Origin of the sequence: Planococcus sp. ISL-110, assembly GCF_018613575.1 — a bacterium.
Classification (GTDB): Bacteria; Bacillota; Bacilli; order Bacillales_A; family Planococcaceae; genus Planococcus.
The window spans coordinates 1-15,105 of record NZ_JAGGPX010000002.1 but is presented as its reverse complement, the minus strand read 5'-3'; the positions used below and the strand labels follow the sequence as shown (position 1 = coordinate 15,105).

Below are 15,105 nucleotides of genomic sequence, written 5' to 3'. Positions count from 1 at the left end.
AATGTGAAAGGCTTTTTTCTGTATAGTTTAAAAGTTTTCAGGTTTACCTGATTTGTCTTCTGAGTAATATTCTTTCGGTGCATCGTCCTGAGCTTCTTGTGTGCGCACAACCAAAACATCACATTTAGCAGAGCGGACAATATGTTCAGAAACGCTGCCAATTAAGAAGCGTTCCACGGCATTTAATCCGGTAGCACCACAAATAATAAGGTCAGCTTCCACTTTTTGGGCTAAATCCCGTGAAATCATGGTTTTCGGAGAACCGTAATCAACGATGATGTTCACTTTTTCAACACCGCCGTCTATGGCTTCTTTTTTGTACTCTTCTAATAAATCCTCTGCAAACTTTTGAGCACGGTCAGCGATCGAACGGTCATAAGCCTCGATTGCAGCAAATGATCGGGTATCGATTACATTCACCAAATTTAATGTCGCGCTGTTCCGTTTGGTAATGCCAATTGACTTTTTAAATGCCCATTCAGCTTCTTTGGAACCGTCTACTGCTACAAGAATTTGATTATACTTTAATGTCATCCTACATTCCTCCTTATTGTCTCTCACTATAAACATTCGCTATAAGTTTTAGAGTTCCTGCTGAATTGAAGATAATTTATAGAATTTTTTGTCTAATTAACGGCGACTATTTTCCTTGAAAAGAAATTGGAAACAGGGAGGAAAGTATGTATTACGAGCACAAAAAGCTTTATTCTGTTAAGATGTAGATGATTTCAGAAAATTCTTTTTATTATGACTTATTCTATCCAACACAAAATGGAGGGTTTCAAGATGCGAATTGGGGTACCGACAGAAGTGAAAAACAACGAAAACCGGATTGCGATGACTCCAGCCGGCGTCGTCAACTTGGCGTTGTATGGCCACAAGGTGTTTATTGAAGCGGGAGCTGGACTTGGTTCCGGATTTACGAATGAAGATTACAGTGCAGCCGGAGCGGAAATCGTTGCCACTGCAGAAGAAGCATGGGCACAGGAAATGGTTATGAAGGTCAAAGAGCCTGAAGCGGAAGAATATCGTTATTTCCGTGAAGGGCTGATTTTGTTCACTTATCTGCATTTGGCACCTGAAAAGGAATTGACGCAGGCGCTGCTGGAAGCGAAAGTGACCGGCATTGCCTACGAAACGGTGCAATTGCCGAATAATTCCTTGCCGTTGCTGACGCCGATGAGTGAAGTGGCAGGCAGAATGTCCACACAGATCGGAGCTCAATTCCTAGAGAAGGTACATGGAGGCGCTGGAATTCTGCTTGGTGGGGTTCCGGGGGTCGGACGCGGCAATGTCTCCATCATCGGAGCAGGAGTTGCCGGCACCAATGCCGCAAAAGTAGCAATCGGGATGGGGGCCAACGTCACGATTTTGGATTTGAATCCGGATCGCCTGCGCCAATTGGATGACCAGTTCGGACAGGATGTCCAAACGCTCATGTCCAACCCGCTGAATATTGCGGAGTCTGTGAAAAAAGCAGACCTGGTCATCGGAGCGGTTTTGATTCCTGGAGCCAAAGCGCCTAAACTGGTGACGGAAGACATGATCAAATCTATGAATCCAGGTTCAGTCGTAGTGGATATCGCGATTGACCAAGGTGGGATTCTTGAGACCAGCGACCGCATCACGACACATGACGAGCCGACATATGTGAAGCACGGAGTAGTCCATTACGCAGTGGCGAATATGCCGGGTGCTGTTCCGCGCACTTCGACCATCGGTTTGACAAACGTCACGGTGCCCTACGCCGTAGAGATTGCCAATAAAGGATTTGCCCAGGCAGTCCGTGACAATGAAGCTTTGAAAAAAGGTGTTAATACACTGGCTGGCCATGTCACTTATCAGGCAGTGGCGGCTGAGCAGGGGCTGGAGTACAAATCAGTCGATGATATTTTAGGGTAGTAACATAGAAAGCGGCATCGGAATAATTCCGATGCCGCTTTTGTTATTAGTTTTGGATGATTTGAAGTTCTTTCGGGAATTTCGTCAATACTTCATAACCGTCTTCTGTGACTGCCACGTCATCTTCAATGCGGACACCGACTTTGCCGGGAACGTAAATGCCCGGCTCGAGTGTAAAGACCATTCCTTTTTCCATCTTCATCGGATTCGCTCCGTGAATTGAAGGGAATTCGTGCACGGAAATGCCGAGGCCATGGCCGAGGCGGTGCGTGAAGTACTCGCCGTATCCAGCATCCGTAATGACCTTGCGTGAAATCTGATCGAGTTCTGCTGCAGTGACGCCGGGCTTGACAGCTTCCAGCGCTGCCGTTTCAGCCTGTAAGACGATCTCGTATACCGCTTTTTGCTCTTCGCTAGGTTCACCAAGCGCCAATGTACGGGTAATGTCTGAGCAATAGCCTTTATGGACAACGCCCAGGTCGAATAATACCAAATCGCCATTCTGCAGTTTCCGGTCGCCGGTTTTGCCATGTGGAGACGCGGCTTTGTCGCCTGTCAATACGGTCGTATCGAACGACATATGCGTAACGCCGCGTTTTTTCAATGCCAATTCAATTTCTGTCATCACTTCAATTTCAGTGATGCCTTCTTTGATTGTTTTAGCTGCGACTTCAATCGCGTAATCAGCCAATGCCGCGGCTTCACGCAAAATCTGCAGTTCCGCATCGTTCTTGATGACACGCATGGCGTTCAACTGGTCGTCCAATTGGACAATGGTAAGCGAGCTGAATAAGGAAAGGATGGCGTCATAGCGGTCAACCGTCATATGCGCTTTTTCAATCGCCATGGTGTTCAATTCGATTCCGCGCGACTGGGCTGTGTTGTGCAAAATCTCCATGGAATTTTGTGTGTCTTCATGTCCGACGATTTCGCCTGTCCATCCGGCATTTTTGGCATCCGGCATTTCCATCTTCGGACAAATCAGAAACGGTTCGGCTTCAGCAAACACCATGACACCGAGCAGGCGCTCATGCGGATTGCTCTGGAAACCGCTGACGTAAAAGACGTTAAACGGATCGGTAATGAACGCCGCGTCGATTGATTGCTCTTTTAAATAGTTCTGTAATTGCTTGATTTTGGTCATATGTATTCCTCCTCTACATGTGTAGCATATCAAAAAAAAGGGTATAAAACAGCTATGTGAGTTGAACTAGCAAGCTGTGCTTGGGGGTATTGCGCAATCCTGCTCCACTTTCCTGCGGGTTTCCGCTGGTTTGCTCCATCCCCTACGAATAGCTGAAAGTTATTTTTGTTAAATAGTTGCAAGATTTTACGAAAAAAGATTGGAAGAATTCATTTTTTCCAGCAATCGTTAAAAACTCATTGGAGGGATTTTATGCACATCTCATATCACGGTCATTCAGTTGTGAAAATCAAAACTGGCGAGCACACCATCCTAATTGATCCATTCATCAATGGCAATGAACTGACGGATTTGAAGGTTGCTGATGAAAAGCCTACTGCGATTTTATTAACGCACGCCCATAATGATCATGTGGGTGATACTGTCGAACTGGCGAAAAGCAATAATGCACAGGTGGTGGCTCCGGTCGAACTGGCCAATTACTTGGAGAGCCAGGGAGTGAATGCAGTCGGCATGAACCTGGGCGGCGCCCATGAATTCGATTTTGGTGTGGTGAAGTTCACGAAAGCTTTCCATAGTTCTTCCTACACGACAGAAGAAGGTGAAGTGGTGTACGGTGGCATGCCATCCGGAATCCTCTTTAAAGCGGAAGGCAAAACGATTTACCATGCGGGAGACACCGAAATTTTCGGAGATATGGAGCTTCTTGGCAAACGCAACGACATTGATGTGGCGTTTGTACCAATCGGCGACTTTTTCACGATGGGGCCGGAAGATGCGGCTTTCGCAGTTGAATTATTGAAGCCAAAAGTGGTGGTGCCGATCCATTACAATACATTTCCACCAATCAAGCAGGATCCCGAGCATTTCAAGTCCCTGGTAAAAGATGCAGAAGTCAACATCTTAGAGCCAGGCGGCAACATCGAATTATAGCAATTAATAAAACCCGAAGAGCTGAGGCTTTTCGGGTTTTTGTTTTTCGGCGGGTCCTCGGGACATAAGCCACTGGGGCAGTGCGGCTGAAAAAATGCCGCTCAGCCACAGCGTCTTATGCCTGTCGGAGCAGAACGCCCGCCTCCACTTTTCTATTTGTCCAGTTGCGGTGGCCAATTCCTCGGGACATAAGTCAATCCAGCAGTGTGGCAAAGAGCGCCACTCGGCTGGATCGCCTTATGCCTGTCGGAACTGAGCGGCCACCTCCACATTTCATTTGTCTAGTTCCGACGGGCTGCTCCTCGGGACATAAGCTACTCTGGCAGTGCGGCTGAAAAAATGCCGCTCAGCCACAGCGTCTTATGCCTGTCGGAGCAGAACGCCCGCCTCCACTTTTCTATTTGTCCAGTTGCGGTGGCCAATTCCTCGGGACATAAGTCAATCCAGCAGTGTGGCAAAGAGCGCCACTCGGCTGGATCGCCTTATGCCTGTCGGAACTGAGCGGCCACCTCCACATTTCATTTGTCTAGTTCCGACGGGCTGCTCCTCGGGACATAAGCTACTCTGGCAGTGCGGCTGAGAAAATGCCGCTCAGCCACAGCGTCTTATGCCTGTCGGAGCAGAACGCCCGTCTCCACTTTTCTATTAATTATGCTACACTATTAGTTACAGGAACGCAGAAAGAATGGGTGAAATCATGGCGACTAAACATGAACAGATATTGGATTATATTGAGACTTTGGCCGTGGGCGAGAAGATTTCGGTGCGGCGCATTGCGAAGGACCTGCAGGTGAGTGAAGGTACGGCTTACCGGGCGATTAAAGAAGCGGAAACAAAACGATTAGTATCGACGATTGAACGTGTCGGGACGATCCGTATTGAACGCAAGAAAAAAGAGAATATTGAACGGTTGACATATGCAGAAATCGTCAACATAGTTGATGGTCAAGTGCTTGGGGGCAGAGCTGGATTGCATAAATCCCTGAACAAGTTTGTCATTGGGGCGATGCAGCTGGAAGACATGATGCGCTATACGGAAGCAGGCAATTTATTGATTGTCGGCAATCGTTATAAAGCACATGAATACGCGCTTCGTGCAGGGGCAGCGGTGCTGGTTACGGGTGGATTCGAAGCCTCCGAAGGAGTGAAAAAGCTGGCAGATGAATTCGAGCTGCCGGTCATTTCGACCAGCTACGATACTTTCACCGTGGCAACGATGATCAACCGGGCGATTTACGATCAATTGATCAAAAAAGAAATTCTTTTGATAGAAGATATTTTGATTCCATTGGAAGTGACGGCGCATTTAAATCTCAAAGACCCGATCAGCCGCTATCATGAACTGAATGAAGAAACAACACATGGCGGTTTTCCGGTCGTCGACCACTCCAATAAATTGGTCGGCATCATCACATCGCGGGATGTCATCGGACATCCGCCAGCTGAATTAGTGGAAAAAGTGATGACCAAAGAGCCAATCACCGTTTCCATGCAAACGAGTGTTGCGGCTGCTGGGCACCGGATGATCTGGGAAGGCATCGATCTTTTGCCGGTAGCGGATGACCACGGCAAACTGAAAGGCGTCATCAGCAGACAGGACGTTTTGAAAGCGATACAAACCGCCCAACGCCAGCCGCAGCAGGGTGAAACAATCGACGACATCATCAAAAGCCAGCTTCATCAGCAGTCTGGCGATAAATTGATTTTGGAGTTCCGTGTGACTCCGCAGATGACCAATGCCTATGGATCAATTTCTCATGGTGCATATACGATGATCCTCACAGAAGCGGCGGGAGCGGCTTTAAAAACGAAAAACCGAAAAGACAGTGTCCTGGAAAATATTTCAATATACTTCCTGAAACCTGTTCAGTTGGATGCGCTGGTGTTCGTCAGACCCAATATTCTGGACATCAGCCGAAAATCCGCCAAGGTTGAAGTCGAGGTTTCCCTCGATCACCAAATCGTCGGGAAAGCGATGTTGACGTTCCAACTACTGGATCGCTAAAGCCCTCCCTATATCGGATCGTAAAAAAGGCAGCAGGCACACTCGATTAGGAGTGTGCCTGCTGCCTGAAAATTATCTTGGAAGCTGCCGCTTAAGGGTTTAAGTCTGCTTCTTCCTCGAGAAATGCGTGATAATGCCGGGACGCTTTGTAATTGTAATAAACAAGAGCGAGTCCAAGAACGATAAAAATGGCTGAAACGATGTACGTAATCGCACTCTGGAATACAAACAGCTGATTGATGCCGAAAAGGGCAACAAAACTTCCCAAAGCCATAGATGCACGTGCAGCATACCATTTCTTTCTGATCGGCAAGACTGAGCGTGTACGGAATTGCTTTGTTTTGTTATAAAAATAAATGACAAATGATACAATGATTAAAACAACAAATATTAACATAGGGACCTCCTGAATTCCAAAACTCACTCTCATTGTACTGAGAACTGAGCTAAATTGCGAATGGATTTCCTTATAAATGGAGGAACTCGGAAATGAATAGTCAAATCATCGACACAATTAAAGAATACAGCACCATCATTATTCACCGTCATGTGCGGCCGGATCCAGATGCATACGGCTCTCAGCTCGGCCTGAAATACTTATTGCAGCAAAATTATCCGAACAAGCGCATCTTGGCTGCTGGGACGCACGACTACACGATGGACTTTTTGGATTTTCCCGATGCGGTAGAAGATCAGGATTTCAAAGGCGCATTGGTGATCGTGACCGACACCGCCAATAAGGAGCGTGTTGACGATCAGCGCTACGAGATGGGCGCAAAGCTCATCAAAATCGATCATCACCCGAATGACGATGCTTATGGTGACATTGTATCCGTCGATACGACGGCTAGCTCGGCCTCGGAATTGGTTTACGAGCTATTTACATATGGACGTGAACACGAAGGCTGGACCTTATCCGCAAAAGCGGCTCGTTTATTGTATGCAGGAATTATCGGAGACACCGGTCGCTTTCTTTTCCCAAGCACGACACAAAAGACCTTTGCGATTGCAGGCGAACTGATCAAATACGATTTCGACCGCAATGAACTGCATAATGGCATGTATGAAATGGACCGCAAACTATTGCATCTGCAGGGCTATATGTACCAGAACTTCAAAATGAATCAAAATGGCGCTGCCCATGTCAAAATCACCAAAGACATTCTACGGGAATTTGATGTTACTGCAACAGACACTTCTTTGCTGGTTGGTTCGCTTGGCAATGTCAAAGGCATAAAAGCCTGGGTTATTTTAATTGAAGAAGATACTGAAATCCGGGTGCGCCTGCGCTCAAAGGGCCCGATCATCAATACATTAGCCAAGGAATTCGGAGGCGGAGGCCATCCAATGGCTTCTGGCGCAACAGCCTATTCATGGCAGGAAGCTGATCAGGTAATTCAGCGCCTTGCTGAAATCTGTGCTGCCGCAAATTAAGGAGGGAGTGGGTTGTCAATGGTTTATCCGCATATAAGCACATCGGCTGATTTGCTGAAAAGTACGGTGCGCCTTGATCAACTTTTCCCATATTTGAAGGAACAGGGAGCCGTTTCAGCTGCAGTTGTCAACACCAAACTATACGGCATTCTTCCGTTTTGGGAAGAATGCCGCCGTGCCGGCATCCATGGGGTAGTCGGCCTTTCGGCGCTTATCGAGTATGAAGAACAGCATTATCCTGTCGTTTTGTATGCTCAGTCGAATAAAGGCTATAGCAACCTGCTGAAGATATCCAGCGCTTTATCGACAAGGGACAAAGAGTCCATACCGGAACAATGGCTGAAAGCCTACCGGGAAGGCCTAATCTGCGTTATTCCGAATAAAATCGAGTGGCTGCTGACAGACCGAATACCGGTGTTCCAATACATAAAAGATTTGTTCGGCCCGGCAGCGTTCAGCAGCATTGAACGGCCTGGCGGAATTCCGTCCGAGCAGGAGGCGGCATTTGCCGAGCTCTGCGAAAGCATGGAACTGCCGATCATCGCTTCACACGAAATCCGGTATTTGACAGAGCAAGATGCCTTTGCCTTCGAAGTGGCATCTGCAATCGGCCAGGGCCTGAAAATGAATGATCCGCAGAGGCAGAAGCCTGAGCATCTCTTTGCCTACGTTCCAAGCCGTCAAGAATTCGAATCCTGGTTCGCTGATCATCCAGAATGGCTCCAGCGTACGGCGGATCTGCTGGAAAGCTGCCAGGTGACCATTCCGATGAATCGCCAGCTGCTTCCCGTGTTTCCAGTGGCTGAAGAAACCGACAAAGCGGCTTTTATTGCCGAGCAGTGCAAAAGGGGCTTGACTGAACGGATTCCCGGTTTTTCAAAACCTTATCAGGACAGACTGGATTACGAATTGTCGGTTATTGGCACAATGGGCTTTATCGATTATTTCCTGATTGTCGCGGACTTTATGGAATATGCCAGGGATCAGGATATCCTAACTGGTCCGGGACGTGGGTCTTCAGCCAGTTCGCTCGTTGCCTATTCATTGAAGATTACTGATGTAGACCCCATTGAACATGGCCTCCTCTTTGAGCGCTTTTTAAATCCAGAGCGTGTCACGCTACCGGATATCGACATCGATTTTGCCGATCACAGACGCCATGAAGTGGTAGATTACGTGGCGAAGAAATATGGTGCTGTCCGAACGGCGCAGATCATTACATTCGGCACTTTATCAGCCAAAGCTGTTGCCCGCGACACGGCCCGTGTGTTCGGATTTGAAGCGGAAGAGCTTGAAGCCATTTCGAAAATGATTCCGAACCGCCCAGGCACGACGCTGCGGTCAGCCCTGAAAGAGTCTCCGGCATTGAATGACTGGATTGTAGAACAGGAAGAACGCAAGTCCTGGTTTAAAACGGCCTTGAAATTGGAAGGGCTGCCGCGCCACGCTTCCACTCACGCGGCTGGTGTAATTTTAAGTCCAACCCCGCTGGTTGACCATGTTCCGATTGAAAAAGGGCACGAAGGCATTTATTTGACACAATGGCCCATGCAGGAACTGGAAGCGATTGGCTTATTGAAAATGGATTTTCTCGGTCTGCGCAATTTAACGATTCTGGAACAGATCCGCAATCTGGTTTATTGGGATACCAAAAAGCGAATCGATTACCGCAGCATTCCACTAGTAGATGCCGAAACATACAAACTATTGGCATCAGGTGATACGACAGGTGTCTTTCAATTAGAGTCCGATGGCATGCGCCGCGCACTCCAGCAAATCAAGCCGACAGCCTTTGGCGATATTGTTGCAGTCAACGCCTTGTTCCGGCCGGGTCCGATGGAATTCATTCCTTTGTATGCCAGACGGAAGCATGGGCAGGAAACTGTTAAATACGTCCATCCGATTCTTGAACCGATCTTGAGCGAAACCTATGGCGTTATCGTCTACCAAGAGCAGATCATGCACATTGCGGCGAAAATGGCCGGCTTTTCATTGGGAGAAGCCGATCTGTTGCGGCGGGCAGTCAGTAAGAAGAAGCGGGAGATCCTGGACGAAGAGCGTGAACATTTTGTCGGTGGAGCCAAAGGCAAAGGGTTTTCCGAAGGGGAAGCGGCAGAAGTCTACGATTTGATTGTCCGTTTCGCCGATTACGGCTTTCCAAAAAGCCATGCCGTTGCCTATAGCATAATCTCCTACCAACTGAGCTATATGAAGGCCCATTATCCGGTCTATTTCTATACGGGTTTGTTGACCAGCAGTGCCGGCAACGCCGAAAAGACCAAACAGCTGCTGCAGGAAGTTAAGGACAAGAAAATTCCGCTGCTGCCGCCGTCTATCCAAAAAAGCCGCCATTCGTTTTCAGTGGAAAGCGGGCAGATACGAGTCGGCCTGAATACGGTAAAAGGGGTGCCGGGAACGACCATTAAAGCCTTGCTTGCTGCCAGGGAAGAGGGGCCTTACAGCAGCCTCTTCAATATTGCCGAACGCATTTCGGCTTTGCATTTTAACCGAAAATCGTTTGAGCCATTAATCAAAGCGGGGGCTCTTGATGATTTTGGCCATGACCGCGGCGTTTTATTGGCATCGCTCGATAGTGCCATCAAGCACGCAGAACTCGTCAAGCCGACTGAAGATCCTGGATTGTTTGATGACATGGGATCCAGTTTTATGAAACCGAAATATACCAAGGCCACGGACATGCCTGAAACCCTGAAACTCGATTATGAGAAAGAAGTTCTTGGGTTTTATTTGTCCAAGCATCCGATTGAACGCGAGAAAGAAAATCGCCAGAAAACCTATCAGGAGCTGAAATCGCTGAAAACCAAACGGGACCGGGAATCGGTGACGGTGCTGGGGATGCTGGACGATATCAAAAGGATCCGCACGAAAAAAGGTGATGCCATGGCATTCCTGACTTTGATGGACGAAACGGGTTCTGTCTCCGTGACGCTGTTTCCAGTGGAGTATGCGAAATACAATCTTCTTCTGGAACCGCAGGCAATCCTTGAAATCCAGGGCGTGGTCGAAAATCGCAATCAAAAAACGGCTATTATCTGTAAAACTATAGAAACATGACTGCTTTTCTCATAGAAAAGCAGTTTTTTCTTTACGTGGCACTGTTTTTTTTGTAAGGTAGAGGATATGAGTGGCCAGACCACTTTCAAAAAAATGGGAACTGAGGAGCCGTCATGAGTCAATCGAAACGATATTTGGATATAGTACGGGACATTCGTGATATGATTCGGCAGGAAAAAATCAAGCCGGGCGACCGCATTCCATCTGAAAGGGAATTGGCCGAAACCATGCAGGTTGGCCGCTCAACTTTACGGGAAGCATTGCGCAGCCTGGAATTATTGGGATTGATCGAAACACGCAGAGGAGAAGGCACGTTCTTGTCTGATTACCGAAACCATAAATTAGTTGAAGTCTTGTCGACTTTTGTTCTGCAGGACAATCAATCGCATGAGGACGTCTTTCAAACGCGCCAACTTCATGAAATGGCAGCTATCCAGGCAATTTGCGAAAATGAAGCGGCCAGCCAAATGAGGGTCTGGGACAGTTTTCGTCTGCGCCTTAAAGGTGAAAGTTTTCAGCGGGAAGATTTTGTTCGTGAACTGATGGTGTTGTCGGGCAACCGGTTGTCATTGAAAATCTGGTTTTTATTGAAGCAGTACAGCGGAAATCCGTATGAGGGAACCGTTTCTTCAGAAGAAATAGACCGCATGAACGATATATTGACCGCAATCGAGCGGCAAGACGCAGATACAGCCATTCGCGAGTTCAAGGCTTGGAGTGAATGGCTACAAAAGGAGAGAGTACGCAATGGCAATTATTCGTGATATTTTTAAGCGCAATAAAGACGGAAAAGAAGCAACTATTCCTTCGAAATCTGCAAAAGACGTACCAGAAGGACTGATGACCAAGTGCCCCGAATGCAAGGAAATCACCTTAACGAAGGATTTGGAAAAAAATAATAAAGTTTGCCCGAAATGCGACCATCATTTCAAAATGACCGCGTATGAACGCATAAATGGCTTACTGGACGCGGGGAGCTTCGAGTCGATGGACGACCATTTAAAATCGGAGAATCCACTCGGGTTTCCTGGCTATACAGAAAAGGTTCAGGCGGACAGTGAAAAAACCGGTTTGAACGAAGCGGTATTAACAGGATCCGGTAAGTTGCTTGGGCAGGACATTGTGTTGGCCGTGATGGATTCCCATTTCCGGATGGGTTCGATGGGTTCAGTTGTGGGCGAGAAGATTACACGGGCTATTGAAGCGGCTACAGCGCGCAGATTGCCTTTCATTATCTTTACAGCCAGTGGTGGGGCGCGTATGCAGGAAGGCGTACTTTCTTTAATGCAGATGGCCAAAACCAGCGTCGCGTTAAAGCGCCACAGCAATGAAGGTTTACTGTTTGTATCCATTCTGACACATCCGACAACCGGTGGAGTATCAGCAAGTTTCGCTTCAGTGGGAGACATCAATATCGCTGAACCAAAAGCCTTGATCGGTTTTGCAGGACGCCGCGTCATTGAACAGACAGTTCGCGAAAAACTGCCGGAAGATTTCCAGACGGCTGAATTTTTGCTTGATCATGGACAATTGGATGCAGTGGTCCACCGTGCTTCGATGCAAAATACCTTGGCGACTATCGTGCGTTTACATACGAAAGGGGCTGTGGCAAATGGCTAAGAAAAATGGGAAAAAGTCGATGCCTTTTGAAGAGCCGCTCATTAAACTGCGGACAAAGATTTCAGAGCTGAAGGAATATACAGCAAATGCTGAAGTGGACTTGACTTCAGAGATCCAATCTCTAGAAGACCGGTTTTCCAAACTCGAAGAAGAAATTTACGAAAACATGAAACCTTGGGACCGCGTCCAGGTGGCACGCCACCCTGAACGTCCGACAACCCTCGACTACATTCCGTTGATTTTCAAGGACTTCATTGAATTGCACGGAGACCGTCTGTACGGGGATGACGCCGCAATCGTCAGCGGAATTGCTTCTTTCCGCGGCCAGCCGGTTACCATTATCGGACATCAGCGCGGCAAGGATACGAAAGAAAATGTCCGACGGAATTTCGGTATGCCCCATCCAGAAGGCTACCGGAAAGCTTTGCGCCTGATGAAACAGGCGGAAAAATTCAAACGGCCGATCATTTGCCTGATTGATACGAAAGGTGCATACCCGGGCAAAGCTGCGGAAGAACGGGGACAAAGTGAAGCGATTGCACGTAACCTCGTGGAAATGGCTGGACTCGAAGTACCGGTGCTGTCTATTGTCATCGGTGAAGGCGGAAGCGGCGGAGCACTTGCGCTGGGAGTCGGCAATCAGATTTTGATGCTGGAAAACTCGACATTCTCGGTCATCTCTCCTGAAGGAGCGGCTTCTATTCTGTGGAAAGATTCTGCGCTAGCGAAAACAGCTGCCGAAGCGATGAAAATCACTGCCCCCGATCTGCTGGACATGAAAATAATTGAACATATGATACCAGAGGTACGTGGTGGTGCACATCACGATCTGCAGAAACAGGCATCAATCATTTCAGAAGCCATCAGACGCTCACTGGAAGAAATGAATGGCATGTCGGGCGAAGCGCTGGTCGACCAGCGTTACCGGAAGTTCAAATCAATCGGTGTATTCAGTGAATGATGGAGAACCGCCTCGGCGGTTCTTTTTGTTTAAGTTGAACTACTAATCTTTCACAGCAGGTATTCCGCAAAACAGTTGCGCTTTCGGACCAACAGGATGTGAGCCATGCCCAAAGCGCCTTAGAACAGGATGATTTACATAGTTTCAAAATTTATCGGAATGGCTCGGCTCTTCGGAACTGATCAGGCAAATGCAACAAAATCTTAATATGCTGTATGGCTTTTCAGGACTGACAGTAGCGCCTTGGCGTGGTAAGGTAAACAGAGTAAATGGACTGCAGGAGGGGTATTATGAAGAAAATTGGAGTTTTGACAAGTGGAGGAGATTCACCGGGCATGAACGCGGCTGTCCGTGCGGTTGTCCGTAAAGGGATTTTTCATGGCATCGAAGTGGCTGGCGTTTATTCCGGCTATCAGGGACTGATCGAAGGCAACATCAAAACGCTTGAAGCAGGAGATGTCGGCGATATTATCCAACGGGGAGGCACAAAGCTGTATTCTGCTCGCTGCGAAGAATTCCGCACAAACGAAGGCCAATTAAAGGCGATTGAACAAATGAAAAAAGAAGGTCTTGAAGGACTCGTAGTTATCGGCGGGGATGGTTCATACCGTGGAGCGATGGCTTTGACTGAAAAAGGCTTTCCTTGTATCGGTGTTCCAGGAACCATCGACAATGACATTCCGGGAACTGACTATACGATAGGATTTGATACGGCACTGAATACTGTAATCGAAGCAATCGATAAGATCCGCGACACGGCAACAAGCCATGAACGGACTTTCATTGTGGAAGTAATGGGACGCGATGCCGGTGATTTAGCGCTATGGGCAGGGCTTGCCGGTGGAGCAGAAACCATTCTGATTCCGGAAGAGAATTATAATATTGATGAAATGATCGATCGTCTGCAAAAAGGGCGAGACCGCGGCAAGCGCCACAGCATCATCATCGTGGCTGAAGGGGTCATGAGCGGCAACAAGCTGGCCGACATGATCAAAGAAAAGACGGACATCGAAACGCGTGTTTCTGTACTTGGCCATATCCAACGCGGTGGATCACCAACAGCGCGGGACCGTGTCTTAGGCAGTTTGTTTGGAGCCCGTGCAGTGGAAGTTCTGCTTGAAGGTGTTGGAGGACGAGCTATTGGCATGAAAAATCACCAGGTGGTAGACTATGATATGACAGAAGCATTCACTGCTGCGCATCATGCTGATATGAGTTTGTATACTTTATCTAAAGAATTAGCAATTTAAAACGGTAAATGGAGTGAGTTTATTGAGGAAAACGAAAATCGTCTGCACAATCGGACCTGCAAGTGAAACACCTGAACTGCTTGAACGCTTAATCAAAGCGGGTATGAACGTTGCCCGCCTGAACTTTTCACACGGCAACCACGAAGAACATGCGCTGCGCATCAAACGGATTCGCGAAGCGGCCGAAAAAACCGGTAAGATTGTCGGCATTCTGCTGGATACAAAGGGCCCGGAAATTCGTACCCACCAAATGGAAAACGATTCGATTGAATTGGTGACGGGCCAGAAAATCGAAGTGTCCATGTCTGAAGTGTTGGGGACTGCCGAGCGGTTCTCGATTACCTATGAACAATTGATTGAAGACGTTGAGGCAGGATCGGTCATCCTGTTGGATGATGGCTTGATCGAATTGCGTGTGGTGAGCCTAGACAAGGAAAATGGTATTATTCATACAACTGTTGAAAATGCCGGTACATTGAAAAGCAAAAAAGGCGTCAATGTGCCAGGGGTTTCGGTTCAATTGCCCGGGATCACGGAAAAAGATACACAGGATATTTTGTTTGGCATTGAACAAAACGTTGATTTTGTTGCAGCTTCATTTGTCAGAAGAAGTTCGGATGTTATGGAAATTCGTGGCTTGCTTGAAAAGAACAATGGCGCGCACATCCAAATCATTCCAAAAATCGAGAACCAAGAAGGCGTAGACAATATTGATGAAATCATCATGGTTTCTGATGGCTTGATGGTCGCACGTGGCGACCTGGGCGTGGAAATTCCACCG

General features: G+C 47.7%; 13 protein-coding genes. 10 read left to right on the top strand and 3 right to left on the bottom strand.

Features of this window, described 5'->3' with window-relative positions; translation table 11 throughout:
- Window positions 1–27 precede the first annotated feature (27 nt).
- The gene (locus tag J7I83_RS00095; protein WP_215098651.1) at window positions 28–534 is read right to left on the bottom strand and encodes a universal stress protein; all 507 of its coding nucleotides are present in this window, start codon (window positions 532–534) and stop codon (window positions 28–30) included.
- A gap of 252 nt (window positions 535–786) precedes the next feature.
- Between J7I83_RS00095 and ald the strand changes: the two genes are divergently transcribed.
- Window positions 787–1,902, top strand: coding sequence for an alanine dehydrogenase (ald, locus tag J7I83_RS00090; protein ID WP_215098650.1), 1,116 nt, complete (start codon window positions 787–789; stop codon window positions 1,900–1,902).
- Between the two features lie 46 nt (window positions 1,903–1,948).
- On the opposite strand, the gene J7I83_RS00085 is transcribed toward ald, so the two are convergent.
- Window positions 1,949–3,046, bottom strand: coding sequence for a M24 family metallopeptidase (locus J7I83_RS00085; RefSeq protein WP_215098649.1), 1,098 nt, complete (start codon window positions 3,044–3,046; stop codon window positions 1,949–1,951).
- Between the two features lie 252 nt (window positions 3,047–3,298).
- Here J7I83_RS00085 and J7I83_RS00080 point away from each other — a divergent pair, with 252 nt between their 5' ends.
- Together J7I83_RS00080 and J7I83_RS00075 are read left to right on the top strand one after the other, a co-directional pair.
- Entirely contained in the window at window positions 3,299–3,979 is a 681-nt protein-coding gene (locus tag J7I83_RS00080) for a metal-dependent hydrolase (protein WP_215098648.1), read from the top strand.
- A gap of 697 nt (window positions 3,980–4,676) precedes the next feature.
- The gene (locus J7I83_RS00075; RefSeq protein ID WP_215098720.1) at window positions 4,677–5,984 is read left to right on the top strand and encodes a DRTGG domain-containing protein; all 1,308 of its coding nucleotides are present in this window, start codon (window positions 4,677–4,679) and stop codon (window positions 5,982–5,984) included.
- Between the two features lie 91 nt (window positions 5,985–6,075).
- Here the strand turns inward: J7I83_RS00075 and J7I83_RS00070 are convergent, their stop codons facing one another.
- The gene (locus J7I83_RS00070; RefSeq protein ID WP_215098647.1) at window positions 6,076–6,381 is read right to left on the bottom strand and encodes a YtpI family protein; all 306 of its coding nucleotides are present in this window, start codon (window positions 6,379–6,381) and stop codon (window positions 6,076–6,078) included.
- Window positions 6,382–6,473: 92 nt separating this feature from the next.
- Here J7I83_RS00070 and J7I83_RS00065 point away from each other — a divergent pair, with 92 nt between their 5' ends.
- The 7 genes from J7I83_RS00065 to pyk form a co-directional block, all read left to right on the top strand.
- On the top strand, window positions 6,474–7,418 hold the full coding sequence (locus J7I83_RS00065) for a DHH family phosphoesterase (protein WP_215098646.1): 945 nt from the start codon (window positions 6,474–6,476) through the stop codon (window positions 7,416–7,418).
- A gap of 18 nt (window positions 7,419–7,436) precedes the next feature.
- Window positions 7,437–10,493 carry a DNA polymerase III subunit alpha gene (dnaE, locus tag J7I83_RS00060; RefSeq protein ID WP_251047361.1) on the top strand — a complete coding sequence of 1,019 codons (3,057 nt, stop codon included), beginning with the start codon at window positions 7,437–7,439 and terminating at the stop codon, window positions 10,491–10,493.
- Window positions 10,494–10,606: 113 nt separating this feature from the next.
- A complete protein-coding gene (locus J7I83_RS00055; RefSeq protein WP_215098644.1) occupies window positions 10,607–11,257 on the top strand; it encodes a FadR/GntR family transcriptional regulator in 651 nt (216 codons plus the stop codon).
- Entirely contained in the window at window positions 11,241–12,113 is an 873-nt protein-coding gene (gene accD / locus J7I83_RS00050) for an acetyl-CoA carboxylase, carboxyltransferase subunit beta (protein ID WP_215098643.1), read from the top strand. The genes J7I83_RS00055 and accD overlap by 17 nt, the downstream gene beginning before the upstream one ends.
- Complete coding sequence (gene accA, locus J7I83_RS00045) at window positions 12,106–13,074, top strand: acetyl-CoA carboxylase carboxyl transferase subunit alpha (protein ID WP_215098642.1); 969 nt, start codon at window positions 12,106–12,108, stop codon at window positions 13,072–13,074. Before accD ends, accA begins: the two co-directional genes overlap by 8 nt.
- Window positions 13,075–13,364: 290 nt before the next feature.
- A complete protein-coding gene (gene pfkA / locus J7I83_RS00040) occupies window positions 13,365–14,324 on the top strand; it encodes a 6-phosphofructokinase (RefSeq protein WP_215098641.1) in 960 nt (319 codons plus the stop codon).
- Window positions 14,325–14,346: 22 nt separating this feature from the next.
- The coding region (gene pyk, locus J7I83_RS00035; RefSeq protein ID WP_215098640.1) for a pyruvate kinase at window positions 14,347–15,105 on the top strand (759 nt) is incomplete at its 3' end.